This window comes from Clostridium ljungdahlii, from assembly GCF_001636845.1.
GTDB lineage: Bacteria > Bacillota > Clostridia > Clostridiales > Clostridiaceae > Clostridium_B > Clostridium_B ljungdahlii_A.
Genome location: NZ_LITT01000017.1, coordinates 18,206 through 44,698 on the forward strand (window position 1 = coordinate 18,206; position 26,493 = coordinate 44,698).

Sequence of the window (26,493 nt, forward strand, 5' to 3'; positions counted from 1 at the left end):
GGCAGTCACTAATTTGGTAAAAGGTTTCGAAAACAAAAAATGGGAGATATGCATTCTTGTTATTCTTTATTTAATATAATACTTAAAAAGTGAATAATTTACTAAAACGCCATAAAGTTTTTAAGGTAATGCGACGTTTCAGTAAATTCATTTAAATAGCATTATTGGTGCTGATAAGACTTAATTCAAATTAACAGCATCAATTTGTTCTTTTGCCTTTAATAATAATTCAATTGCCAGTTTGTTTTTTTCTTCAGTAGCTCGGAAAGTTGGAATACTTATGCTGATGGCTGCAGATGTTTTTCCTTTTGAGATCAGGGGAACAGCATAGCAGCGTAAAAATTCTGTTACTTCTTCAACTTCTGTTGCAAAATGAGTTTCTCTAATCTTTTTTAATTCCTCTTCTAAAACAGAAAAATCCGTTATAGTATTTTTGGTAATGGGTTTTAAGCCATCAGAATAAAGTGTTTTTATTTCTTCAATACTGTATTCGCTTAATAGGGCTTTTCCTAATGCCGTACAATAAGCAGGTATTCGTTTCCCTACATATGAAATAAGTCGAATATCAATATCTTTTATAGGATCTTCTTTTAATATATAAAGTACATTGTTTCCATCAAGAATACCCATTTGACAGGTTTCATTGATATTACTGACAATATTCTTCATTATTTTTTGTATAAAATCTAACATATTTTTATTTCGTGAATAGGATGCTCCGATACAAAAAGCGGAAATTCCTATTGAATATTTTAGAGAGTTTTTTTCAAGAGAAAGAAAATTACGTTCTAACATTGTCTGGATAATAGGATAAAGAGTGCTTTTGGGTACATCAATTGCTTCAGAAATCTCTGTTAACGTTAAGCCTTTAGGCTTGACTGACAAAAGATTTAATATATTTAACACTCTTTCCGTTGGTTTATGTGTCATATTTACAACCACCATTCAAATTTTTATAAAACTTTATTATACAATAATAATTATAAATGCCTTATTAGTAATATTCAATCTCCATTTACACATATAAAAATAAATATTTCTATAAAAGCACTTCGATTAAAATATCAAGAAAAATGTCTCTATTTTTTTAATTTTACAACAATACCGAAATATTACCTTGACATGACAAAAAATTGTGATATTATTTAATTATAATATTCGTATAAACAAATATGTTTTGTATATACGAAAAGATAAAAGGAGGAACAATCTCATCAGTCATTAAGGTATCACTAAAAATTTTAAATTATTACTTAAGTATGGATAAAAGCTTTAACTATTTTTGTGAATTATTAAGTAGTTAAACTAATTATTTAAAATATATGTAAACAATTACAAATTAGACTTTGAATTTAGTCTAATTGTTACTAAGGGGGAAAACACATATGAAAAAAGCTAAATTTATAACACCTGTTGTTACTGCATTTGACGCTAATGGAAACTTAGATATCCAGGCAAATAAAAATATTTATGACTATCTCATAAGCGCAGGTATAGATGGTCTGCTTATTATGGGCAGTTCAGGTGAGTTCTATGCCATGTCTACTGAACAAAGGAAGAAATTAATTGATCTTGTTACTTCCTATGTAAATAAAAGGACAAAGGTTATTATCGGGACAGGCTGTATGACAATAGAAGATACAATTGAACTTTCCAATTATGCCATGGATGCTGGAGCAGATGATATTATTATTATTAGTCCATATTATTTTAGTCTAACGGATGAAAGTTTGGAATTTTACTATGGAAAGGTAGCTGAATCTGTAAAAGGTAATATTTATTTATATAATTACCCTGACAGAACAGGACATGATTTATCGCCGGAATTAACACTTAATTTACTGAGAAAGCACAGCAACATTGTTGGTTATAAAGATACAGTATCCGAAATGGGACATACTAGAAAATTAATCCAAACCGTACAGAATGAGTTTCCTGGTTTTGAGGTATTCTCAGGGTTTGATGAAAACTTTGTTCGTAATATTCTTTCTGGTGGCAGCGGATGTATTAGCGCACTTTCCAATCTTTATCCAGAGATTTTTGTAGATTGGGTAAAAGCAGTTAATGAGAAAAACATGGATAAAGCAGCTGAAATTCAAAATTGTGTTGATAAGTTAGCAGATTTATATGAAATTAGTAAATGCTTTATTCCAATTATAAAAAAAGCCATGATGTTAAAAGGCCTGGATATTAAAGACTACTGCAAAACTCCTCTTCTTCAAGCGAATGAAGAACAAACCAATTCAATTAAAAAGCTTATGAAAGAGATCAATCATATAATATCAAAATAATCTACTGCAGTTTCTTAAAAGTTACTATACAAAAAGATTTTTAAATCATAGAGAGGAATGGTTATTATGTCGTTAAAATCAATTTATGGTGAAGAAGACTCATCTTTATATGAAATTCATACTCACGCAGAAGGACCCAAAGGTTCACTTCCACTTACTCCGGAATTGCTAAAAGATTCACCCAGCGGAAATATATTTGGAATGACTTTAAATGCTGGTATGGGATGGGAACCATCTAAACTCCTTGGCGGTGATGTGTTGATACTTAGTAATCAAGGAGGAATTCGTGATAATGATGGTACTCCAATTGCTGTAGGGTTACATACAGGCCACTTTGAATTAGGATTACAAATGAGAGCAGCAGCTGAAGAAATAAAGAAACTTGGAGGTGTTCCTTATGCTGCATATGTAACAGATCCATGTGATGGTCGTAGTCAGGGTACAACTGGAATGTTTGACTCTCTTCCTTATCGTAATGATTCGGCAATAGTATGCCGCCGTTTAATTCGTTCACTGCCAACACGCCGTGCAGTAATGGGGGTAGCTTCATGTGACAAAGGACTGCCTTCCATGATGATGGCACTAGCATCTATGCATGATTTACCAACTATTATAGTTCCTGGTGGTGCAACACTTAAAGCTATAGATGGGGAGGATGCAGGAACTATTCAGACTATTGGAGTCAGATTTGCAAATAATGAACTTTCATTAGAAGATGCTTGCCGACGTGGATGTAACGCTTGTGCTTCTGCTGGTGGAGGATGTCAATTTTTAGGTACAGCCGGCACTTCTCAAGTTATTGCTGAAGCACTTGGAATAGCATTGCCTCATTCTGCTTTAGCACCTTCTGGTCAGCCAATATGGAAAGAAATCGCTAGACAATCAGCTAAAGCAGTTTTGGATATGGCAGACAATGAAATAACTACAAAGGATATTATTACAGATAGAGCAATTGAGAATGCTATGGTAGTTCACGCTGCTTTTGGGGGATCGACAAACTTGCTTCTTCATCTCCCAGCAATTGCATATGCTGCTAACTGCAAAATTCCTACTGTGGAAGACTGGGCAAGAATTAATAAGAAAGTGCCTCGTTTAGTGAGTGTTCTTCCTATTGGACCAGTTAATTATCCAACAGTAAGTGCATTCTTAGCAGGTGGAGTTCCTGAAGTTATGCTTCATTTAAGAAAACTTGGTCTGCTGCACGAAGATGTTCTTACTGTTACAGGAGAAACACTTGGAGATAACCTTGATTGGTGGAAAAAATCCGAAAGACGTGCTGAGTGCAGAAAACGTCTGCTTGAAGTGGATAAAATTAATCCTGATGAAATTATCATGAACCCAAGCCAGGCAAAAGAAAGAGGATTAACATCAACAGTAACTTTTCCGGTAGGAAACATTGCACCTGAAGGTTCAGTAGTAAAATCAACGGCTATTGATCCATCAGTTATAGGTGATGATGGAATATTTAGACATACTGGAAAAGCTAAAGTTTTCACATCTGAAAAGGCAGCTATTAAAGCACTTAAAGATGTGGGAAAGATCAAGGCTGGTGACATAATGATTGTGATGGGCGGAGGCCCAATGGGAACTGGAATGGAAGAAACATATCAGTTAACTTCTGCTTTAAAACATTTGTCTTTTGGTAAACATGTTTCTCTAATCACAGATGCACGTTTTTCTGGTGTTTCTACAGGTGCTTGTTTTGGACATGTAGGTCCTGAAGCATTAGCAGGAGGTCCTATCGGAAAATTAAGGGATGAAGATGTTATTGAAATAATAGTTGATACTAATAAACTTGAGGGATCAATTAATTTCATTGGAACTGAAGACAACAAACTTTCTTATGAAGAAGCAGCTAAAGTATTGGAATCACGTAAGCCTCATCCATATCTTAAACCTGATCCAGATCTTCCAGATGATACAAGATTGTGGGCAGCACTTCAATCTGTCAGCGGTGGAACCTGGAGAGGAAGCGTATATGACGTGGATAAAATTATTGAAGTTCTTGAAGCTGGTAAAAAAGCGTTAACTAAAAAATAATAAATCTTTTATGTTTAAAAACTAAAGAGGTTAGGGGGAGTATATTATGCCATTACTAATGGTAGGGTTAGGTGTATTATTCTTAATTATATTAATTTCTAAATTTAAATTAAACACATTTCTTTCACTGCTGATTGTTTCATTTGCTGTAGCTTTGGGTTTGGGAATACCTCTTGGAAAAATTGTTTCAAGCATCGAAAACGGTATGGGTGGAACGCTCGGCCATATTGCTTTAATATTTGGTCTTGGTGCCATGCTTGGTAGATTAGTTGCCGATTCAGGCGGAGCACATCGTATTGCTATGACTTTAATTAACAAGTTTGGTGTAAAACGAATTCAGTGGGCTGTTGTAGTTGCTTCATTTGTTGTTGGTATAGCAATGTTCTTTGAAGTAGGATTAGTTTTGTTAATTCCAATTGTATTTTCTATTGCAAGAGAATTAAAAATTCCTCCAATATATTTAGGCATTCCTATGCTTGCAGCTTTATTAGTAACACACAGCTTTCTACCTCCACATCCAGGACCAACAGTAATAGCTGGAGCATATGGAGCAGACATTGGAACAGTTTTATTATATGGTATTATTGTAGCAATACCATGTGTTATTATGGCAGGACCATTATTCACTAAGGTTGCTAAAAAAATTATACCAAGTGCTTTTGAAAAAACCGGAAATATTGAATCTTTAGGCGAACAAAAAACATTTAAAATAGAAGAAACACCTGGTTTTGGAATTAGTTTATTAACGGCAATGTTTCCTGTTATTTTGATGATGATTTCCACAATAATTTCAATGATACAAAAGACAGCAGGAATTAAAGGAAATTCGTTTTTTACTATTGTTAACTTTATTGGTAATCCAGATACTGCAATGCTTATATCTTTAATAGTTGCAGTATATACAATGGGAATAGGAAGAAAAATTCCAATTAAACAAGTGGGAGCTTCCTGCTCAGCTGCAGCTGCATCAATTGGAATGATGATCTTAATTATTGGTGGCGGTGGTGCTTTTAAACAAGTACTTATTGATGGAGGTGTTGGTAAATATATAGCTACGTTATTCAGTGGAAGTGCTATATCGCCTATACTACTTGCATGGGTAGTTGCAGCAATCTTACGTATTTCTTTAGGGTCTGCAACTGTAGCGGCTTTATCAACATCAGGTCTAGTTATTCCAATGCTTGCTAGCTGCGGACATGTTAATTTGGCTTTAGTAACACTTGCAACCGGATGTGGAAGTGCAATAGCCTCTCATGTAAACGATGCAGGATTCTGGATGGTTAAAGAATATTTTGGTTTCAGTATGAAGGAAACATTTTCAACCTGGACTTTATTATCAACCGTTTTATCAGTAACAGGATTAATATGCATTTTGATATTGAATATGATTGTCTAATACTAAGTAGGATCTAAATAATTATTTTACTTAGTAACATCTTATGTCTAATGTCATCAGCTTAAGAATATTTAATAAAACTTAACACTGATAATGCTCCCCTTGGAATCTAAATCCTGTGATTCCAAGGGCTTTGTATTTAATCACATTTTGAACACCTAGAACATATTATAATTTCGTAAGACTATGAAAGAAAGGAACAATATGTATAATAATTATAGAAAGTATCCATGTGATGATTGCATTAATACACAAATGTATAATGCTTATCCATGTCCTTTGTATGACCCAAATTATTTGAGACAATTTAATGATCCCTATATTCCTTTTGATGATGAAATTGAGGATGATTCAAGATTTGAATCTTCACAATTATCAAGGAGTAATGGATCAATTCAATTGAAGGATTATGGACCACAACCCTTTGTAGTTAACATTAATAAGGCAGCTAAACAAAATAATACTTTTCGTACTGCTTTATGGACAGGAAAACATCTGCAAGTTACATTAATGAGCATCAATGTTGGTGATGATATTGGCTTGGAAATTCATCCAAATGTTGACCAATTCATACGTATTGAAGAAGGCCAGGGACTTGTTAAAATGGGAAAAAGTAAATACAATTTGAACTTTCAGAAAAAAGTATATGATGACTTCGCAATAATGATACCTGCAGGTACATGGCATAATGTTATCAACACAGGCAATAAAGCTCTTAAAGTATATTCTATTTATGCACCTCCTCAGCATCCACGAAATACAGTTCATGTCACTAAAGCAGATGCACAAGCTGCTGAAAGGGATTAGTACTAATTACGTAAAAAAGTAAACAATTATTTTAACACTGTATTATTCAAAAGAATTTTACGGTGTTTTTTATGTTTGTATTTTAAATATATCCTTGAATATGGTATAAAGGATGAATAAGTAAAAGTATGTTTTATGTCATAAGACAAAGTAAAGCACAAAAACACAGGAGTATATTTTCTAATTCTTATATAATGATTTTAAAAGGAGATGAGATCTTTGGAGACAATTAAGCTGCTAAATAATACACTTGAGTATATTGAAAACAATCTAGATATGGAACTTAATATAGAAGATATATCAAAGGTTGCATGTTCATCACGATATCACTTTCAACGTATGTTTTATGCATTAACAGGGGTTACTGTAAGCCAATATATAAGAAATCGGAGGCTAACTCTTGCCGCAGAAGAATTAGCTTCAACAGATAAAAAAGTTATTGATGTGGCATTAAAATATGGTTATGAGAGCCCAGAAGCGTTTACTAAAGCATTTCAAAGGCTTCATGGAATATCTCCATCATTTTTAAAAAAGTTTAATGGAAAAATTAAAGCCTTTCCAAAAATCTCATTTCAAATATCAATAAAAGGAGAATGTGAAATGATTTATAGAATAGTAGAAAAGGAAGCTTTTAAAGTTTTTGGAATAGGTTTTATGACAACTAAAGTTAATGATGCCGCTTATAGAGAAATACCGAAATTCATTAGTAAGATTTTTGAAGATGGAACACATGACAGAATTAATGAAATATTAGGTAATCCTAAAGGTACTTTGTTGGATGGATTTCATTATGACTTTAAAGAAGATGGTACAAGAAAATATATGATGGGATATGAAATGCCTAAAACTGAGATATCAGATGAATTTACCATACTTGAAATACCTAAACTTACATGGGCAGTATTTGAAGGTCATGGAATTACACCAGATAACTTGATTATACAGGACATATGGAGACGTATATATTCCGAATGGTTTCCTTCTTCTGGATTTGAACAAGTGGAAGGCCCATGCATTGAAAAGAACTTTTGGAATGGTAAAAAGCAAGAGGAATATAAGTGTGAAGTATGGATTCCTGTAAAAAGAAAATGTATTAATTCATAAATCCCCTTAATATTAAAATCATGGAATTTTTTTAGTAAGAGGTTGGACATTTTAAATTTGTAGATATAACTAAAGCAGATAGCCTTAACTATCCGCTTTAGTTATATCTATTCTACTATTAGTAAGTAAATTTGGTTCCTATAGTCTCGCCCATAAGTATTTTGGTTTCATACCCTAAATTTGATTGTTTTAGCAAATCTTTATCCATAGTTACTTTGTTCTGCTCAAAAAATAATATAACTGTAGAGCCACCGAACTTAAAGTAACCTTTTTCATCACCTTTTTTAATAGTTCCTTCAGGTAAATAGGTTTGAATTATAGAACCTACGCAGGTAGCACCTACTTCTACATAGAGTATATCACCGAAGTTGTCTGAATGAAATATGCTCCACTCTCTTTTGTTTTTACAAAAAAGATTAGCAATATTTTTTAAGGCAATTGGATTTACAGAATAGTAATTACCTTTAATTTTATGTGTAGATTCACATATACCAGAATCTATAAAATGAAATCTATGGTAATCTGTAGGGCAAAGTCTTAATATTAAACAGGTACCATTTTTAAACTTTTTAGCTATTTGGGGATTATCTATTAAATCAAAAAGACTATATGTATATCCCTTAATCTGAACGATTTTGTTTAAATCTATATTTTCATATATCATTAATCTTCCATCTCCGGGAGATATTAATATATTTTTGTTACTATCAATAGGTCTTGCAGTATCTTTGAGAGATCTTGAAAAAAAGTCATTAAAACATCTAAAATTTTTATAGTTTTCTCTAAATTCATTTATATCTATATTGAAATCTTTTATAAATGGACTAATTTTCTTTTTGCTGTATTTGCTATTGCAAAAGCTCCCATATAATTTAGAAAAAACTTTTTTCTTAATTATGAGTTCTAATAATTTCATTCCACAAGGGGAAGAATAAGTCCAATTTAAATAAGTTCCTCCTGCTACTTTTTCTGTTTCATATTTTTTATTTTTTCTATCAAAATACTTAATCATTTTTTCCTACCTTAAAACATTTTATTTACAGCTTATTTTAACACTATAATGTTAATATAGAAATAATTTTTGTAAAATTAATGTATTAAAAACTATTGAGTTATTTTAATAACAAAAGTATAATGTAAATGAATATAATTGTACTGACCAGTCAGCAATTATATAATAAAAATCTGGAGTGGTATTAATGAGTAATACTAAAAGAACCATTTTTGAGTCTGCTATAAAAGTTTTTTCCAAGAATGGATACAGTGGTGCTACTATGGATGCTATAGCAGCAGATGCAGGAGTAGCAAAGGGAACATTATACTATCATTTTAAAAGTAAAGAAGAGATATTTAAATATATTATAGAAGAGGGCATGAATGTAATAAGAAAAAGCATAGAAGAGGAATCCAAAAATGAAAAGAACCCTTTAAACAGAATAAAAATTGTATGTAAAGTTCAGTGGGGATTAGTTTATGAAAATAGGGATTTCTTTAAGGTGGTTATGAGCCAACTTTGGGGTCAAGAAGTAAGACAATTGGAATTAAGGGAATATATAAGAAAATACATAGTATATATACAGTCCTACTTAGATGATGCTATGGAGAAGGGATACATAAAAACATGTAATTCTTCATTTTTAGCATATGATTTATTTGGGACAATTTGTTCTGTTGCTGTTTATGAATTGATAAATGAAAAAAACAAAGATTTAAATGGAATGATAGATAATCTTATGTATAGAATTTTAAATGGAATAAAAGGAGAGATCCTAAATTGAATCTCTCCTTAAAGTTTTCCAGATTTAATTATTGAAATTATTAGAGTAATACCGATTACTATAAAAAATAAAAAATTTATAACATGCAGTAAAGGTATGGCATGTATTTTTGGACCTATATTTGAATTTAAAATTAAGGAAGAACTTATAATCATAGAACATAATATAAGTGAGATAGAAAGTCTATTTACCATTTTATTTAATTGATTTAATGAATCATCTATTTTATTAAATTTTAGTTGAATTTTAGCTCTTCCATTTAATATGCTGTCTATTAATTCTACGGTTTTCATAGGAAGTTTGAAAAAATTTTTTGTGAAGTTACAAGAATCTATAAGTATATTTTCTAGATCAAAATTTTTCAAAAAATAAAATTCATTATTGTTTTTCACAAAGGGTACTGCTATATCTAAAATTTCTATGTCAGGAGCTATTTCAGCTACTAAGCCTTCTACTATAATTAAGCTTTTTACTAATAATATTAAATCCCTAGGTAAAGTGATGTTGTTGTTTTTTGCACATTTAAAAATTTCTGTTAAAAGTACGGAAATTTTTATGTTTTTGAGAGAAGTGAACAGATAATTTGACAGAAATAATTCTACGTCTTCATACAGTTTATTTCTGTCTGTTAGTTCTTTTTTTATACCTATGGACATAATTACGGATACAAGCTTATCTGTGTCTTTATAGGCAATGGACATAATTGCATCGTTTAAGAGTAATTTTAATCTAGGAGAAATGGTACCCATTATTCCAAAATCAATAAAACATATTTTGTTGTCTTGTATCAATAAATTACCTGGATGGGGATCTGCATGAAAGAACCCATCTGTGAAAACTTGTTTAAAAAAACATAAGGCTAATTTTTTGCCTAAGTCCTGTAAGTCGTAATTCCCTTCTTCCAATTTTTCCATATTATTTATTTTAAATCCGTAGACTTTTTCCATGGTAAGTACTTTACTTCCACATAAATCTTTTATTATATAGGGAACATAACAAAATTTTACGTTTTTGTTTAGTTCTTTAAATTTTATCATGTTGTCTGCTTCAAGGTTGAAATCTAGTTCTTTTCTAGTTGAAGAGAGCAGTTCTTTTAAAGCTTCTTCTGGATCTATCAGTGTATCTTTAAATTTGTTTTTAGTAAATTTCATGATTTTATACAATATGGATATATCTGTTTCCATTTTTTGTTTTATATCAGGTCTCTGCACTTTTACAATGACTTTTTTCCCATTTTTTAAAGTTGCATTATGTACTTGTGCAATTGATCCAGAGGCTATAGGATTTCTTTCAAAATATAAAAAGCATTCATTTATATTTTCATTAAATTCATTGAAAAATACTATATCTATATCTTCATACTTCTCTGGAAGTACATCATCTTGGAGCTTTGAAAGTTCTTTAATGTAGGACGAAGGTAATATGTCTGGTCTTGAACTAAGTATTTGGCCTATTTTTATAAAGGTAGGTCCAAGTTCCTCAAAAGCCTTTCTTAGATTTTCAGGAGATTTATTTTTATTAGGACTTTTAGTTTCTCTTAAAAATTTAAAACCATACTTAGCTAGTACCTTCATTATTTCTTTAAATCTTTGTGAATATATTTTTCTCATAAGTTATCTCAAATGACTAAAGCCTAAATTGGCTTTAGTCATTATTGTTTTTATTTTCAAGTTTAGTTAATCTATCATTTATTGATGTAATATCTTCTTTGGAAGCAAAGTTCATGTTATTTAATATAGATATAACTTCATTTTTAGTTAATGGCTTTATTTGATCTTTTTTGGCTAAAGCATTTTTCTTTAATTCTTCGGATAATTGTTTTCCCTCATCTACTGTTATTTTTCCTTTCTCTACCATTTCGGAAATTAAATTTACTGCTTTTTCATAGGTATATGCAGCTGAACCTACCCCAGCTAAGAATAAACTCTTTAATTCATTAATCATATTTTTCCTCCCTTATAATTAGGTTATAATCACTAATATATTTGATTTTTCAATTATTAAATAAAAAAAATTGACAATTATTATAAACTATAATAAAATAGTTAAGTAGCGATTATATATATGCGCTCGTAGCTCAGTAGGATAGAGCAGCGGTTTCCTAAACCGCGTGCCGGAGGTTCGACTCCTCTCGGGCGCACCATAAGTCTTGTAAATATTATATTTGCAGGACGTTTATTTTATGAGGATTTTCATTGCTTTTTATAGTATATCCTTATTTTATATTTATATTTTATTTATTCAATTTATATGTGTCATAATGCAATAAATACTTAAACTTTTGGGGTATTTTATGAAAGACTTTATGCTGGAAGCCATAAGGCAGGCAAAAATAGGGTTGAAATTAGGTGAAGTTCCAGTAGGAGCTGTTATAGTAAAAGATAATGAAATAATATCAAGTTGTCATAATTTAAAAGAGACAGTTGGAATTGCTACTGCCCATGCAGAAATGCTTGCTATTCAAAATGCGTCAGAGATACTTAGTAATTGGAGATTGACTGGCTGTAGTATGTATGTTACTTTAGAGCCGTGTCCTATGTGCGCAGGAGCTATATTACAGTGCAGGATAAACAAACTGTATATAGGCACCTTTGATCCTACTATGGGGGCTTGTGGCTCTGTAATTAATATATTACAAAATAGGCGTTTAAATCGTTGGGTAGATATTCAGTGGATGTATAATGAACAGTGCAGTGAAATGTTAGAAAAATTTTTTAAAAGTAGAAGGTAATATGGAGAGATGTCCGAGAGGTCGAAGGTGATTGACTCGAAATCAATTGTGCAGTGTAAAACCGCACCGGGGGTTCGAATCCCCCTCTCTCCGCCATAATGTAAATAGAGATATACCTTAATTACGATTGTGATTTAGGGTGTTTTTATGTGCAGAGTTTTGTGATAATTTGATTATGATATATCATGCTTTTTGTGATTTAATCTAAATCAAGTTATAGGCAGAAATTTACATATAAATTTTTTTATAAAAAGTGTTGAAATCTTATTACTTTCATAGTATAATACTGATTGTTGTGGTGGTTTCTAAACCATAAAACTTAATATAAATTTATTTCATGAGTAAACCTGTGGAGAGATGTCCGAGTGGTTGAAGGAGCACGCCTGGAAAGCGTGTGTAGGGGAAACTCTACCGGGGGTTCGAATCCCCCTCTCTCCGCCATTTTAACTTTGTCGTGCTAGATGGGGAGTTAGCGGTGCCCTGTAACCTGCAATCCGCTATAGCAGGGTTGAATTCCTAGCTTAGGCTGTAAAATGTGAGGTCTGGCCCATAAAAGTGGCGTTGAGAACTGGATCCCACGCAACGGAAACTCATGAACCCCGTCAGGTCCGGAAGGAAGCAGCGGTAAGTGAATATTTTCGTGTGCCGTGGATAAACCTGGTTTGAGTTAACTGTATGGGTAACGCTTATAGTTTACTAGACGAAGCAAGGTGCACGACTTTAATAATGACTGAAAATTAAAAGATACCATAAGGTATCTTTTTTGTTATACGATTAAAGATAGGTTATAATATATGAAGGAAGGTGATAATATGCCTTATACTGCATTATATAGAGAATGGAGACCTAAAACTTTTTCAGATGTTGTAGGCCAAGATCATATAACAGTTACATTGAAAAATCAAATATTAAACCATAGAATAGCACATGCATACTTATTTTCTGGAACAAGGGGTACAGGAAAGACTTCTACGGCGAAGATACTGGCAAAAGCGGTAAATTGTTTGAACCTTCAAGATGGAGAACCTTGTAATGAATGTGAGATGTGCAAAAAAATAAATGCAGGTATTTCAATAGATGTAATTGAAATGGATGCTGCTTCCAAAAGAAGACTGGAAGATATTAAAGATGTAATAGAAAATGTAAAATATCCTCCTCAGGAGGGTAAATACAAAGTTTATATAATGGATGAAGTTCATATGCTTACTCAAGAAGCAGTAAACGCATTTTTAAAGACTTTAGAAGAACCACCTCTAAACGTAATATTTATTCTTGCTACTACTGATCCCCAGAAATTACCTGTTACTATACTTTCCAGATGTCAAAAATTTGATTTCAGAAGGATAAAAAGTTCAGAGATATTTAATAGATTAAGATGTATAGTTAGTGAACAGGGAATTTTTGCAGATGACAGAAGTCTAAATTTAATAGCCAGAATATGCGATGGAGCCATGAGAGATGCACTTAGTATATTGGATCAGGCAATATCTATGGGAAATGGTAAAGTTGAATACGACGATGTAGTTAACATGTTAGGTCTAGTTACTAATGAGAATTTATTAAAACTTACAGACAGCATAATAGAAAAGAACGTAGAATCTTCTATGAGAGTAATTGATGATATAGTTTTAAGTGGAAAAGATATATTTAACTTTATTAAGGATATGATAATTCACCTAAGAAATCTTTTAATGGTAAAGGTGTCTAATAATCCAGAAGATGTACTTGATATGTCAGAAGAAAATATAAATCTTTTAAAAGATCAAGCACAGAAAATACGTGTAGAAGAAATAATGAGAGATATAAGAATACTTCAAGATGCCCAGGAACAATCTAAATGGACTAAACAAAGCAGAATTTATCTAGAACTTTCAGCTATAAAGATGTGTAAAATAGAGTATGATACGTCAAAGGAAGTAATGCTTGCAAGATTAAATAGATTGGAAGAAGCTTTCAGGCAAGGAAAAATTAAAATATCAAATGAAAAGATTAATTCCAAGGTGGAAAAAGAAACTGTACTTAAAAAAATAGGAGATACCTATAGAGAAAGTAGTACTGAAGAAGATAAAACGAAAAATAATTCATCAAATGACGAAGCACAGACAGCAAATAAAGAAAATATATATTCAAAGATAACACTAGACATAGTTAAAAAAAGTTGGAAAGATATACTTGAATCACTTAAAAGTAAGCATCAAATGGTTTTGTTTGCAGCACTTACTACAGGAAAAGTAGTTAAATGTGAAAAAGGTATAATAACTATAGAGTATGGTAAAGAATATGCTTTCCATAAACAGAGGCTGGAAAAGAATGAAAATAGAAAAATAGTTGAACAGGTTTTTTCAGAAGTGTTGAAGGAAAAAATTATGATTAGATACATTATAGAAGACGAAGTGGAGGATGTATCTGTATCCAAGGAGAAATTATTAAAGGATACATTTGGGGAGGATATAGTAGAAATATTTGATGAATAAATGTAAAATAACCTTAGATAAAATTTAATAAAAATATGGTATAATTAAATATATATTAGTTAATTGAGGAGGAAATATACTATGGCAAGAGGTGGAGTACCTAATTTTGGCGGCGGCGGAAATATGAACAATTTAATGAAGCAAGCCCAGAAACTTCAAAAACAAATGGAGACTATGCAATCAGAACTTGAAAATAAAAAGTTTTCTGCTACTGCTGGCGGTGAAGCAGTTACTGTATCAGTAAATGGTAAAAAGGAAATAGTAGATATAAAAATTAAACCAGAAGTTGTAGATCCAGAAGATGTAGAAATGCTTCAAGATCTAATTTTGGCTGCATGTAATGAGGCACTTAAAAATGCAGAAAAGGAGACTGCTTCTGAAATGAAAAAAGTAACTGGTGGACTTAATATACCAGGAATGTTTTAAGATTATGGACCCCATCTTATTGATGGGGTTTTAAATTGAGGTGATACTATGGATTTTTATCCTGCAGCTATTGAAAAATTAATAGAAGAGTTTGCAAAGTTACCGGGAATAGGCTATAAAACAGCTCAAAGACTTACCCTTTATATATTGAATTTACCGGGTGATGAAGTAAAGGAGTTTGCAAAAGCTTTAGTTAATGCAAGAGGTACTATAAGATACTGCTCTGTTTGTGGAAATTTTACAGATTCAGATCCCTGTGCTATATGTTCAAATCCAAATAGAGATAAGAGCGTAATATGTGTAGTAGAACAGCCTAAGGATATAATGGCTATGGAAAGAATTAAAGAGTACAATGGTGTTTATCATGTGTTGCACGGCAATATATCACCTATGGCAGGAAGAGGACCTAATGATATAAAGCTTAAGGAACTTATAACAAGAATTAATGGGAATGTAAAAGAAGTCATAGTTGCAACTAACCCAAATGTAGAAGGAGAAGCTACAGCTATGTATATATCTAAAATATTGAAACACCTTGGAGTGAAGGTAACTAGAATAGCCCATGGTATTCCTGTTGGTGGAAACTTAGAATATGCAGATGAAATTACTCTGTCAAAAGCACTAGAAGGTAGAGTGGAGATATAAAATAAATTATAATGCGTTTAAATCAGGATTCTTTAATAATGTATATTGACGTTAATTTATGTCAATTATTAAAATAACATACAATTTAGGAGGATTCTGATTTTATGAACAAGTATAATATAATCAAATATTTGTTGGCAAAAAATTCGAAGTACACAAAAAATCAAAAAAAATTATTAAATGATATAAATGAAGCTAGGGAAGAGTTGGAAAGATGTGCTATATACTTTGATACCGTGAAAGATCCACACTTGGTTGATTACGCTATATATATGGAAGAGGCAGCAAAATCAAAATATATGTATTTATTAAATGAAGTAAAGAAAAATGGAATAGATTTGAATTACAATAGTATGTTTCCTAATTTAAAGGAAAATAAAAAATCATCTTAAACAAAAATTTTTAGCTTATTCCTTTTATTAATATTTTTTAATTGTTAGAATATAAATTAGATAGTATTTATGTTAAATTTTTTACTATAAGAAAAATGAGGAGGAATAAGCAATATGTTAACAAGCGATATGTTTCAGTATATAGGATATTTTTTAATTGCCATATTAGGACTTTATGTGTTAGTAAAAGTATTTTCATGGCCTTTAAAAATTTTATTTAAACTTATTATAAATGCTGTACTTGGTGTAGTACTGCTAGTTATAGTGAACTTAATAGGAAAATACTTTTCATTTAGTATAGGTATTAATGCAATTACAGCACTTATTGCAGGATTTTTTGGAATACCAGGAGTGATATTTCTTATAATATTTAAACTATTTCTCTAAAATTTTTATTAATAAACCACTTTTTATTTTTTAAAAGGGTGGTTTTATTTTGATTAACATAAATTTGGCTTTATTGGAGATGGTGTATTGATATTTAACAAACAAATAGTAAAGGCTAGGTTTATTAGTAGGCCTAATAGATTTCAAGCCTATGTAAATATAGATGGTGTGCAATTAATGATTCATGTACCTAATACAGGAAGGTGCAGGGAAATTCTCATACCTGGAGCAACAGTAATTTTAAGGGAAGAAAATAACCCAAATAGAAAGACAAAGTACGATTTAATAGCTGCCTACAAAGGAACAAGATTAATAAATATAGATTCCCAAATTCCAAATAGAATTGTAGATGAAGCACTAAAAATGAACAAAATAAGTTATTTTAGAGATTGTAAAAACATAGAGCGGGAAAAAACTTTCGGAAACAGCAGGTTTGATTTTAAGTTATTGGATAAAGATAATAAGGAATATTATCTTGAAGTGAAAGGAGTTACTTTTGAAGAAGATGGAGTTGCCAGGTTTCCAGATGCACCTACAGAAAGAGGAAGAAAACATTTATTGGAATTAGTGCAAGTAAAAAAATCTAATATGGGTGCTGCAGTTTTATTCTTAATTCAAATGGAAGGTATTAAGTGTTTCAGGCCTTACGACGAAATTGATAAAAAGTTTGGAGAGTACCTTAGGTATGCTGATAAAGAAGGAGTAAAAATTCTTGCTTATGATTGTTTTTTAGGTGAAAATTTTATAATATTAAAAGATGAAATAAAAGTATGCCTATAAATAAAAAAATATTATTTTAGTATATATTTTATAATGTACTCACTAATTTTATAGTATAATTAATATATAAATTTTGGAAAATTTTATTTGTTCAGGTTAAGGAGGTGTAGCTGCTTTATGAGGCAGTGTGTATATGAAATTTAAGTATTGTCCTATGTGTGGAGGAGAGTTAGAAGAAAAATACAGCTGGGATGAAGGGGGGGTACCTTATTGTCCTAAAGATGATATAATGTATTTTGATACTCCAAGACCTTGTGTAATAGTTGCTGTAATAAAGGAAAATAAAATATTGTTATTAAAACAAAGTTATATATTTAAAGACTCTAAGGTTTTATTGTCGGGATATGTTACAAATGGAGAAACAGTAGAAGAAACTGTGCATAGAGAAGTATTTGAAGAAGCAGGACTTAAGGTAAAGGATTTAAAATATTTAGGGAGTGAATATGTAAAAAATAACAATAAAGAAATAATAATGCTTACTTTTATGGCGAAGTATGATGGTGGAAATATAAAAAAATCTGCAGAAGTCGAATGGGTAAATTGGGGATATATAGAAGATGCACTGTGTGAAATGAAAGAGGATGAAATTGGGAAGAGAATAGTTAGAAAGGTTTTAAAGGAATTAGGTTATACTGGAGAAAAAGCCTATAGATGTGATAATAACAATTGTCAAACAGATAGTTAAATATAAGGAGGGGAAAACATGGCTAAATATATACCGCAAGTAGATGGAATTGAAAGAAAGCATATGATTAGAGTACCTGAAGTTATTAGAGAAGCAAGTGGAATAAGAATATTTGGAAAAAGGCTAAAGTCTTTTTTATTCACTACGGATGTAGCTATTATAAAAAATACGGATGCAGATGCAGTTATTGCTGTATATCCTTTCACACCGCAGCCTCTTATAACACACGCAATTATTTTGTCCGCAGATATACCTGTTTTTTGTGGGGTTGGAAGCGGAATTTCAACAGCCAAAAGAATTTTAAATTTAGCATTAGATGCAGAATTTAAAGGTGCCATGGGAGTTGTTGTAAATAGTCCTACATCTAATGAAGTCATAGAACAAATGAGGGATAGTATAGACATACCAATAATAGTAACTATAGTATCTGAATACGAGGATGTACAAAATAGAATAGAAGCGGGAGCTACTATAATAAATGTATCTGGAGCTGAGGAAACTACTAAAATAGTTAAAAAAGTTAGAAGTCAGTATCCTAATTTTCCAATAATAGCTACAGGAGGACCTACAGAGGAAAATATAAGAGAAACTATACGTGCAGGAGCTAATGCTGTAGCTTTTACGCCTCCTACTTCAGCTGAAATCTTAAGACAAATTATGATTGAACATAGGAAAAAATATAAAAATATAAGACCAGAATAAATATTTACAGTATATTATAGGGAGAGGAGTAACTACTTTTATTTTAATTATTTAAAAATAAAAGATTAAATTAGTATGAAGGGTATTTTATATTATTTTAGTGGTACAGGAAATACCAAGTGGGTGGCGGATAGATTTAAGGAAAAATTTCAGTTTTATAATGTAGATATAGACTTAGCGTATATTCAAGCTGTAGAAGAGAGAGAAATAAAAAATATGATTTTATAATCATTGGTTTTCCTGTACATTGGAAATTACCACCCAAAATTGTAACCAATTTTTTAAACAGACTGAATAATACAAAAGGAAATATAAGGGCTATAGTATATTCTACACAAGGTGCTTCGTCATCTTCAGCTTCTTGTTTTGTTGCAGGATGTTTAAAAAAGAAAGGATATGTACCAGCTATACAGATTAGCATAAAAATGCCTAATAATTTTTACTTCTTTATAGGTAAAAAATATAATGAAAGTGAAATAGAAAATTTGCTTATTTCTGTTGATAAAAAGATTACAAATATAGTAGAAAGTTTTATAAAGGGGAGGATTGTAAAAGAATCTAATTCTTTAATAAGGCTTCAATTTAGTAAAGTACTGCACAACGTATTTAAAGGTAGGGTACCTAAATTATCTAGAAATATATCATCAACTAAAGATTGCGTTAAATGTGGGTTATGCCTTAGAAACTGCCCTCAAGGCAATATAACATTTGAAAATGGACATGCAGTTTTTCACAGCAAATGTATTTTATGTCTGAGGTGTATACATATATGCCCAATAAATGTAATAAGATATAAAGGTAAAAAAATTGATCAAACTCAAAAAAATATCATACAGGTATTAGATCTGAATAAATAAATTTTTAATATTGAATTACACAAATAGCTTCTAACAATTTTAATGTTAGAGGCTATTTTAGAATTAAATTTTTTAGCTTGGGGATAATAAAAATACAATATTTTTCAGGAGTGAGTTTTATGATTTCAGCCCAAGATAAAAGAATTGTTGCAGAAAATTGTAAGGAATATGAATCTAAAAATAGTATTCTGGGATTGAAGGTAAGCTATATCTCAGGAAGTTGCAGTAATTGTGTGAATTTTGTAAATAACAAATGCAGTAAAGATTTGCTTTACAAAATTGAACAAGTGATAAGTATGAATTAAATTTAACAGTGAAAGGGGCAGCTAAAATGGGAAATATAGGGCAAATGATAGGTGTTGCTAACTCTTGTCCAGGGTATGAGAAAAAGGATATTTCATTTAATTCTGGCATAGAAAATTCTGACACCAAAAGCTGTACTAATTGCAGAAACTTGCAAAATGGCATATGTATTAAGGATCTCTATGACAAAGTCTTAACCAGTTTAGACCAAACATAGTTATTAAAAAATTATTTTTTTAATTTTAAAAATAGGTATTGACATATAAAAATATAAACTATATAATGATACCAATGAAAGACAAACGTTAGTAAATTTGATATTGTTCTATGAAGAGAATAGTAACATAAGTTAGGTAATAGAGAGTCAGTGGAAGGTGCAAACTGATACCAATGCTTTTGTGAATCCACCTCAGAGAATTATTATGATGAATAATACGGAAAAACCGTTATTTTAATGAGAGAGTTATATTATTATATAACTAATAAGGGTGGCAACGCGAACCAATCGTCCCTATGTGGGATTTGATTGGTTCTTTTTTATTTATAATGAATTCTCATATGTTAAGTATTTTGCTAATAGTATTTCAAATTTAATATTATTCTATGAAGAGAATAGTAACATAAGTTAGGTAATAGAGAGTCAGTGGAAGGTGTAAACTGATACCGATGCTTTTGTGAATCCACCTCGGAGAATTATTATGATGAATAATACGGAAAAACCGTTATTTTAATGAGTGGGTTATATTATTATAACCAACAAGGGTGGCAACGCGAGGCAATCGTCCCTAAAGGGATCTGGTTGGCTTTTATTTTTTACAACATGCGCTTTATTAATGTAAAACTTTAAACTGTTAAATAACGTTAGATTATTAATTAAATAAATTTATTTGGAGGTAAAAACATGCATAAGAAATTATTTATTCCTGGACCAGTAGAAGTTAGAGAAGATGTATTAGAGAAAATGGCTACACCTATGATAGGACATAGAAGTAAAGAAGCTTCCAAGCTTCAAAGAGACATTAGTGACAAAATGAGAAAAGTATTTCATACAAAGGAAGAAATTTTACTTTCAACATCATCTGGAACAGGACTTCTGGAAGGTGCTATAAGATGTAGTACAGCTAAGAGGGCAGCAGTTTTTTCAATAGGAGCTTTCGGAAAAAGATGGCATCAAATTGCGGAATGTAATAACGTACCAGCAGATTTATACGAAGTAGAATGGGGTAAGGCAGCGGATGTCAATGAAATAGACAAAGCTTTAGCTACAGGTAAATATGATTCACTTTGTATAACTCATAATGAAACTTCTACAGGAGTTATGAATCCAATAGAAGAAATAGCAGAAGTGGTAAAAAAATATCCAGATATAGTATGGTGTGTGGATACAGTTAGCTCTATGGGAGGTACTAAAATAGAAGTAGATAAGCTTGGCATTGATATATGTTTGACATCGAGCCAGAAAGCTTTAGGACTTCCTCCAGGAATGGCTATATGTTCTTTTTCGAAAAAAGCGGTAGAAAGAGCAAAAAATGTAAAGTTTAGAGGGTATTATTTGGATTTACTTTCAATATATAATTATATACAAAAGAAAGATTACCAATATCCATCTACTCCATCTCTTTCACATATGTTCGCAATGGACTATCAATTGGATAGAATTTTAGAAGAGGGGCTTGAAAACAGATATAAGAGACATTTGGAAATGGCTAATTATGTTAGAGAATGGGCTAAAAAATATTTTGAATTATTTGCAGATGAAAGATATCTTTCAAATACTCTTACTAATATAAAGAATACTAGGGATATAGATGTAGCAGAGCTTAATAAAAAATTAGGTGAAAGAGGATTCCAGATATCAAATGGATACGGAAAATTAAAGGGAAAAGCATTTAGAATAGCTCATATGGCTGATTGTACTCTTGATGATATAAAAGAACTTTTGGAAAATATCAATGACATATTAGGATTATAAGTTTTAAGGGGGCTAGGGAAATGATAAAAGTATTAGTTAGTGATGGAATGGAAAAAGAAGCTTTAAATAAATTAATAGAAGATGGTTATGAAGTTGTAGACAAACATTTTGAAGAAGATGAATTAAAAGAAAAAATAAAAGAATTTGATGTAATAGTAGTTAGATCTGCTACTAAAATGAGAAAACCACTTATAGATGAAGCTAAAAAAGGTAATTTAAGACTTATAATAAGAGGGGGAGTTGGAGTAGATAATATAGATGTAAAGTATGCTACTCAAAACGGAATAACAGTTAGAAATACTCCAAATGCCAGTACTGTGTCAGTAGCAGAGCTTACTATGGGCCATATATTTGCAGTATCAAGATATATTAATATAGCCAATGTAACTATGAGAGATGGAAAATGGGAGAAAAAGAAATATAAAGGCGTAGAATTGTATGGAAAAACATTGGGGCTTATAGGATTTGGAAGAATTGCAAAAGAGGTTGCAAAGAGAGCAGCTGCTATGGGAATGAAGATAATATATACAGACATTCTTGGTATGGCAAAAGGATATAATAATTATGAATTCTGTGAACTCAACGATTTGTTAAAGAAAGCAGATTATATATCTGTTCATATACCTTTCAATAAAGAGCAGGGAGCTGTAATAGGAGAAAAAGAATTCAACATTATGAAAGATGGAGTTTTTGTAATAAACTGTGCAAGAGGCGGAGTCATAGACGAGAAAGCTCTAGCAAAGGCATTAAATACAGAAAAGGTAGCAGGAGCTGCACTGGATGTATTTGAAAATGAGCCTAAACCATGTGAAGAACTCTTAAATAATGATAGAGTATCAGTAACACCTCATATAGGTGGTTCAACAGTTGAAGCTCAAAAGAGAATTGGAATGGAAATTGTAGATATAGTTGAAAAATGTTTAGATAAAAATTTGGTTAATGCATAAGGAGGACTAAAATGGCAACTTTAAAAGCCTTCAAAGCCATAAGACCAAGGGAAGATGCAGCTTGTAAAATAGCTGCACTTCCCTATGATGTTATGAATAGTGAAGAGGCAAGAGAAATGGCAAAAGACAATGCATATTCTTTTTTGCATATAGATAAAGCTGAAATTGATTTAGATAGGAATATAGATCCTTATGATAAAAAGGTATATGAAAAGGCAAATGAAAATTTGCAAAACATGATAAATAATAATTTGCTTATAAAAGATAATAAGAGAAATCTCTATATATACAGATTGATTAGAAATGGGAAGGCTCAGACAGGTATAGTAGGATGTACTTCTATAGATGATTATATTGATAATAAAATAAAAAAGCATGAATTTACAAGAAAAGACAAGGAACAGGATAGAATAAACCATGTTGATACTTGTGATGCAAATACAGGACCAATTTTTTTGACATATAGGCATAATGAAAAAATTAATAATATAGTAGATAAATGGACTAATGAAAAAAAACCGGTTTATGATTTTATAGCCGAGGACGGCGTTACAAATACTGTATGGGTTATAGATGATGACAAGGTAATAGATACTATTTGTCAGTTGTTTAATAATATAGACAGTCTTTATATAGCAGATGGCCATCATAGGACAGCTTCTGCAGTTAAAGTTGGTATTAAAAGAAGAAAAGAAAATCCAGGTTATAAGGGAGATGAAGAATTTAATTTCTTCCTGTCTGTACTTTTTCCAGATTCAGAGTTAAGCATTATGGATTATAACAGAGTTGTAAAAGATTTAAATGGCCTTACCCGTGATGAATATATGAATAAGATTTCAGAAAAGTTTAATGTACAAGAATATGAAGGTAAAGATCCTTATAGACCGTCTAAGAAACGTACTTATGGTATGTATTTAGATGGAAAGTGGTATGAGATTGAAGCAAAAGAGGGTACTTATGATCCTTGTGATGTTGTTGAAAAGCTAGATGCTTCTGTCCTTCAAAATAATTTATTGAATCCAATTCTTGGTATAGACGATCCGCGTACAAATCCTAGAATTGATTTTGTAGGAGGAATAAGGGGACTTAATGAATTGGAAAAAAGGGTAGACAAGGAGGGAGAAGGAGTTGCTTTTTCCATGTACCCAACTACATTAGATGACTTAATGGGAATTGCTGACGCGGGAAAAGTAATGCCTCCTAAATCCACCTGGTTTGAACCTAAACTTAGAAGTGGTTTATTCATTCATGAATTAAAGTAAATATTATAGAAATTCTTAAGTGTGATTTCAATTTTGTTAGTATATTTTATATAAGTTAAAATTTAAATTAGAATCACTATAGGTCGTTAACTCCATAATATTAGGATAATATTAAATAAAGCTTCAGCCTGGTTAGGTTGGAGTTTTTATTTAATGGAAAGATTAGTATAACTAGTATTAAGGAAGAAAAAGCATTTTTACTGATAAAATAATAGCCATTTTTTATGTTATAATTAATTAAGAAAGTTTAATTTTAAATTAGTATATACAAAAATATAAGAATTAATTTTTAAATTGGAATTTCTATAGTATTGATTTAATTGGGAGAGGTAGAAATGCTTAAAGAACAACTTGTAACCATTAGTCTAGTTAGTGGGAGTAATAGTGAATATATAATAAGGGATAACTGCGGCATAACTTTAGGACGGACGTTCATAATTGAAATTTCCTCTAAAAATAAATGCTGTATGCTTAGAATAAAATTCTATAAGTGGGGGGAATCTAGTTACAGGTTGCTTAAAAATTCACTTAGCATATTTATAGAAATACTTTTTAAAAATGCTAACTTAAATAAAATAAATATATTAGCAGATGAAGATATAAATATAGCTGCATTTACAGATTTAGGATTTGAACTTGAGGGTATAATATCAAATAGTATTAAGTCTGATTCTGGATATAAGAATGAAATATTATTTGGATTAGAACTGGATAAATTTAAAAACATAAGCATTAGTAGGGGATTACATATAAAAGGTAGCAAGATAAATATTTCAGTACTAACGCCAGAGAGTGCAGAAAGTGTACTAAATTATTATATAAAGAATAAAGATTATTTGAGCAAATTTGAACCTGACCGTGAAAAAAATTTTTATACTTTAGATATTCAAAAGAGGATTTTAATTGAAAGTTACAGAGAATTTTTGAGCGGCAAAAGTGTGAATCTTGGAATATATAAAGATAAAACGTTTATAGGAAAGATACAGATATCTAATATAGTTATGGGAGTATTTAAAAGCGCATTTGTAGGATATTCTATAGATGAAGATGAGCAGGGGAATGGATATATGAAAGAGGCACTAAAATTAACTCTTGAGTATGCCTTTAATGAAATGGACCTTCATAGAATAGAAGCTTCTACATTAGTGGATAACATAAGATCCCAGAAAGTTCTTTTAAGTTGTGGGTTTAAGAAAATTGGATTGAATGAAAAGTACATATTTATAAATGGAAAGTGGCAAGATCATTTAACTTTTAGTAAGATTAATCCCAGAGGATAATAATAAAAGAAAGTAAAGTTTGCTCCTTAAAAGCAGGAGTTTGTAAGTATAAATTACATAAACATATCCATGTGTATCTTTATATAAAAAATGTAGAAATAAATAGAATATAGAAGTATTAGTGATATAAACTTAAAATTTTTAAGTTATTATAGATTATAGAACTTTAGCCTGTGGTATAATAATCTTCGTTGTCTTGAGAAAAAAGATTTCAGCCAATATATTTTATAAGAAATAAAAAACATGTTGACAGATTAAAACTCAGATGATATACTATAAAAGCTGTCGAAGTGAGACGGCAAAATGATCCTTGAAAATTAAACAGAGGAAGATATAAGTATAACTTATTTAGAATAAACCAGCAATTCTTTTGAGCTGCGAGAGCAGCTAAAAAAGTAATTTCGTAATTTTGTGTATTACATTTAGTAATATACTAAAATTGATAGTAACGAGTACAGCGAGGAAAATGCTGAACGAGGAGCGGAACTTACTAACGTAATTGAGCACCACAGTGAAGTATTTGAGGTCGCAGGGCGAAGTTAATATCAATTTTCTAAAATCAATAATAACGAGTAGTTCAAGGAAAGCCTTGAGCGAGGAGCGGAGTTTACTTAAGTAAATGAGCACCACAGCGAAAGGTTTGACGCAGAAATGCGAAGTTAGTATTGATTTTTAACAGAGCCATAAAAACTTTTAAATTAAGAGTTTGATCCTGGCTCAGGACGAACGCTGGCGGCGTGCTTAACACATGCAAGTCGAGCGATGAAACTCCTTCGGGAGTGGATTAGCGGCGGACGGGTGAGTAACACGTGGGTAACCTACCTCAAAGAGGGGGATAGCCTCCCGAAAGGGAGATTAATACCGCATAATAATCAGTTTTCACATGGGAATTGATTTAAAGGAGTAATCCGCTTTGAGATGGACCCGCGGCGCATTAGCTAGTTGGTAGGGTAACGGCCTACCAAGGCGACGATGCGTAGCCGACCTGAGAGGGTGATCGGCCACATTGGAACTGAGAGACGGTCCAGACTCCTACGGGAGGCAGCAGTGGGGAATATTGCACAATGGGCGAAAGCCTGATGCAGCAACGCCGCGTGAGTGAAGAAGGTTTTCGGATTGTAAAGCTCTGTCTTTGGGGACGATAATGACGGTACCCAAGGAGGAAGCCACGGCTAACTACGTGCCAGCAGCCGCGGTAATACGTAGGTGGCGAGCGTTGTCCGGAATTACTGGG

The 26,493-nt window shown here is 31.4% G+C and carries 27 protein-coding genes, 3 tRNA genes, 1 rRNA gene, 1 other RNA gene and 2 other annotated features; of the genes, 28 read left to right on the forward strand and 4 right to left on the reverse strand.

All coding sequences use genetic code 11. From position 1 onward, the window contains the following. Nucleotides 1-180: 180 nt before the first annotated feature. Nucleotides 181-930, reverse strand: coding sequence for an IclR family transcriptional regulator (locus tag WY13_RS08805; RefSeq protein WP_063555319.1), 750 nt, complete (start codon nt 928-930; stop codon nt 181-183). 455 nt (nt 931-1,385) lie between these two features. On the opposite strand from WY13_RS08805, the gene WY13_RS08810 reads away from it, so the two are divergent. The 5 genes from WY13_RS08810 to WY13_RS08830 all read left to right on the forward strand — a co-directional run bounded on the left by WY13_RS08810 (nt 1,386) and on the right by WY13_RS08830 (nt 7,638). Next, nucleotides 1,386-2,291, forward strand: coding sequence for a dihydrodipicolinate synthase family protein (locus tag WY13_RS08810; protein WP_063555320.1), 906 nt, complete (start codon nt 1,386-1,388; stop codon nt 2,289-2,291). 66 nt (nt 2,292-2,357) lie between these two features. Continuing rightward, nucleotides 2,358-4,331 (forward strand): YjhG/YagF family D-xylonate dehydratase, encoded by a 1,974-nt coding sequence (locus WY13_RS08815; protein ID WP_063555321.1) that lies wholly within the window; start codon nt 2,358-2,360, stop codon nt 4,329-4,331. 46 nt (nt 4,332-4,377) lie between these two features. Then, the gene (locus tag WY13_RS08820; protein WP_063555322.1) at nt 4,378-5,727 is read left to right on the forward strand and encodes a GntP family permease; all 1,350 of its coding nucleotides are present in this window, start codon (nt 4,378-4,380) and stop codon (nt 5,725-5,727) included. A 204-nt stretch (nt 5,728-5,931) separates the two neighbouring features. Continuing rightward, complete coding sequence (locus tag WY13_RS08825) at nt 5,932-6,534, forward strand: cupin domain-containing protein (RefSeq protein ID WP_063555323.1); 603 nt, start codon at nt 5,932-5,934, stop codon at nt 6,532-6,534. A gap of 210 nt (nt 6,535-6,744) precedes the next feature. Continuing rightward, nucleotides 6,745-7,638, forward strand: coding sequence for an AraC family transcriptional regulator (locus WY13_RS08830; protein WP_242866415.1), 894 nt, complete (start codon nt 6,745-6,747; stop codon nt 7,636-7,638). Between the two features lie 118 nt (nt 7,639-7,756). On the opposite strand, the gene WY13_RS08835 is transcribed toward WY13_RS08830, so the two are convergent. Further along, nucleotides 7,757-8,650: a phosphatidylserine decarboxylase gene (locus tag WY13_RS08835; protein WP_063555325.1), complete on the reverse strand. Its 894-nt coding sequence runs from the start codon at nt 8,648-8,650 to the stop codon at nt 7,757-7,759. Between the two features lie 187 nt (nt 8,651-8,837). Here WY13_RS08835 and WY13_RS08840 point away from each other — a divergent pair, with 187 nt between their 5' ends. Continuing rightward, a complete protein-coding gene (locus WY13_RS08840) occupies nt 8,838-9,416 on the forward strand; it encodes a TetR/AcrR family transcriptional regulator (RefSeq protein WP_063555326.1) in 579 nt (192 codons plus the stop codon). Between the two features lie 8 nt (nt 9,417-9,424). Here the strand turns inward: WY13_RS08840 and WY13_RS08845 are convergent, their stop codons facing one another. Continuing rightward, nucleotides 9,425-11,026 (reverse strand): ABC1 kinase family protein, encoded by a 1,602-nt coding sequence (locus WY13_RS08845; protein ID WP_063555327.1) that lies wholly within the window; start codon nt 11,024-11,026, stop codon nt 9,425-9,427. A gap of 34 nt (nt 11,027-11,060) precedes the next feature. After that, nucleotides 11,061-11,360, reverse strand: a complete 300-nt coding sequence (locus tag WY13_RS08850; protein WP_063555328.1) for a phasin family protein — start codon at nt 11,358-11,360, stop codon at nt 11,061-11,063. 122 nt (nt 11,361-11,482) lie between these two features. On the opposite strand from WY13_RS08850, the gene WY13_RS08855 reads away from it, so the two are divergent. From WY13_RS08855 to WY13_RS08955, 22 genes are all read left to right on the forward strand, one after another. Beyond that, a tRNA-Arg gene (locus WY13_RS08855) sits at nt 11,483-11,559 on the forward strand. A gap of 150 nt (nt 11,560-11,709) precedes the next feature. Next, a complete protein-coding gene (locus tag WY13_RS08860; RefSeq protein ID WP_063555329.1) occupies nt 11,710-12,147 on the forward strand; it encodes a nucleoside deaminase in 438 nt (145 codons plus the stop codon). A 3-nt stretch (nt 12,148-12,150) separates the two neighbouring features. Further along, nucleotides 12,151-12,243, forward strand: a tRNA-Ser gene (locus WY13_RS08865). A gap of 255 nt (nt 12,244-12,498) precedes the next feature. After that, nucleotides 12,499-12,588: transfer RNA gene (locus WY13_RS08870), tRNA-Ser, on the forward strand. Between the two features lie 11 nt (nt 12,589-12,599). Beyond that, nucleotides 12,600-12,865, forward strand: an RNA gene (ffs, locus tag WY13_RS08875) — signal recognition particle sRNA large type. 94 nt (nt 12,866-12,959) lie between these two features. Then, nucleotides 12,960-14,621 (forward strand): DNA polymerase III subunit gamma/tau, encoded by a 1,662-nt coding sequence (gene dnaX, locus WY13_RS08880; RefSeq protein WP_063555330.1) that lies wholly within the window; start codon nt 12,960-12,962, stop codon nt 14,619-14,621. Nucleotides 14,622-14,702: 81 nt separating this feature from the next. Then, the gene (locus tag WY13_RS08885; protein WP_063555331.1) at nt 14,703-15,047 is read left to right on the forward strand and encodes a YbaB/EbfC family nucleoid-associated protein; all 345 of its coding nucleotides are present in this window, start codon (nt 14,703-14,705) and stop codon (nt 15,045-15,047) included. Nucleotides 15,048-15,095: 48 nt separating this feature from the next. Continuing rightward, entirely contained in the window at nt 15,096-15,692 is a 597-nt protein-coding gene (gene recR / locus WY13_RS08890; protein ID WP_013236789.1) for a recombination mediator RecR, read from the forward strand. A 104-nt stretch (nt 15,693-15,796) separates the two neighbouring features. Beyond that, nucleotides 15,797-16,084, forward strand: a complete 288-nt coding sequence (locus WY13_RS08895) for a DUF2508 family protein (RefSeq protein WP_063555332.1) — start codon at nt 15,797-15,799, stop codon at nt 16,082-16,084. A gap of 114 nt (nt 16,085-16,198) precedes the next feature. Then, a complete protein-coding gene (locus WY13_RS08900; RefSeq protein WP_013236791.1) occupies nt 16,199-16,471 on the forward strand; it encodes a pro-sigmaK processing inhibitor BofA family protein in 273 nt (90 codons plus the stop codon). A gap of 87 nt (nt 16,472-16,558) precedes the next feature. Continuing rightward, on the forward strand, nt 16,559-17,251 hold the full coding sequence (gene sfsA, locus WY13_RS08905; RefSeq protein ID WP_063555333.1) for a DNA/RNA nuclease SfsA: 693 nt from the start codon (nt 16,559-16,561) through the stop codon (nt 17,249-17,251). Between the two features lie 133 nt (nt 17,252-17,384). Beyond that, nucleotides 17,385-17,936, forward strand: coding sequence for an NAD(+) diphosphatase (locus WY13_RS08910; RefSeq protein ID WP_063555334.1), 552 nt, complete (start codon nt 17,385-17,387; stop codon nt 17,934-17,936). A gap of 18 nt (nt 17,937-17,954) precedes the next feature. After that, entirely contained in the window at nt 17,955-18,638 is a 684-nt protein-coding gene (locus WY13_RS08915) for a hypothetical protein (RefSeq protein ID WP_063555335.1), read from the forward strand. Nucleotides 18,639-18,713: 75 nt separating this feature from the next. Further along, on the forward strand, nt 18,714-18,866 hold the full coding sequence (locus WY13_RS21795; protein WP_242866417.1) for a hypothetical protein: 153 nt from the start codon (nt 18,714-18,716) through the stop codon (nt 18,864-18,866). 2 nt (nt 18,867-18,868) lie between these two features. Then, nucleotides 18,869-19,495: an EFR1 family ferrodoxin gene (locus tag WY13_RS08920; RefSeq protein ID WP_242866418.1), complete on the forward strand. Its 627-nt coding sequence runs from the start codon at nt 18,869-18,871 to the stop codon at nt 19,493-19,495. 119 nt (nt 19,496-19,614) lie between these two features. Further along, nucleotides 19,615-19,800 carry a hypothetical protein gene (locus tag WY13_RS08925; protein WP_063555336.1) on the forward strand — a complete coding sequence of 62 codons (186 nt, stop codon included), beginning with the start codon at nt 19,615-19,617 and terminating at the stop codon, nt 19,798-19,800. A gap of 26 nt (nt 19,801-19,826) precedes the next feature. After that, nucleotides 19,827-20,015 carry a hypothetical protein gene (locus WY13_RS08930; RefSeq protein ID WP_063555337.1) on the forward strand — a complete coding sequence of 63 codons (189 nt, stop codon included), beginning with the start codon at nt 19,827-19,829 and terminating at the stop codon, nt 20,013-20,015. Nucleotides 20,016-20,116: 101 nt separating this feature from the next. Continuing rightward, nucleotides 20,117-20,314, forward strand: a binding site (T-box leader). 78 nt (nt 20,315-20,392) lie between these two features. After that, nucleotides 20,393-20,588 (forward strand) — a binding site (T-box leader). A gap of 111 nt (nt 20,589-20,699) precedes the next feature. Continuing rightward, the gene (locus tag WY13_RS08935; RefSeq protein WP_063555338.1) at nt 20,700-21,770 is read left to right on the forward strand and encodes a pyridoxal-phosphate-dependent aminotransferase family protein; all 1,071 of its coding nucleotides are present in this window, start codon (nt 20,700-20,702) and stop codon (nt 21,768-21,770) included. Between the two features lie 20 nt (nt 21,771-21,790). Continuing rightward, on the forward strand, nt 21,791-22,717 hold the full coding sequence (locus WY13_RS08940) for a D-2-hydroxyacid dehydrogenase (protein ID WP_063555339.1): 927 nt from the start codon (nt 21,791-21,793) through the stop codon (nt 22,715-22,717). Nucleotides 22,718-22,728: 11 nt separating this feature from the next. Next, nucleotides 22,729-23,979 carry a DUF1015 domain-containing protein gene (locus WY13_RS08945; RefSeq protein ID WP_063555340.1) on the forward strand — a complete coding sequence of 417 codons (1,251 nt, stop codon included), beginning with the start codon at nt 22,729-22,731 and terminating at the stop codon, nt 23,977-23,979. A gap of 335 nt (nt 23,980-24,314) precedes the next feature. Continuing rightward, nucleotides 24,315-25,259, forward strand: a complete 945-nt coding sequence (locus WY13_RS08950; protein WP_063555341.1) for a GNAT family N-acetyltransferase — start codon at nt 24,315-24,317, stop codon at nt 25,257-25,259. Between the two features lie 694 nt (nt 25,260-25,953). Then, a 16S ribosomal RNA gene (locus tag WY13_RS08955) occupies nt 25,954-26,493 on the forward strand; the annotation flags it as partial.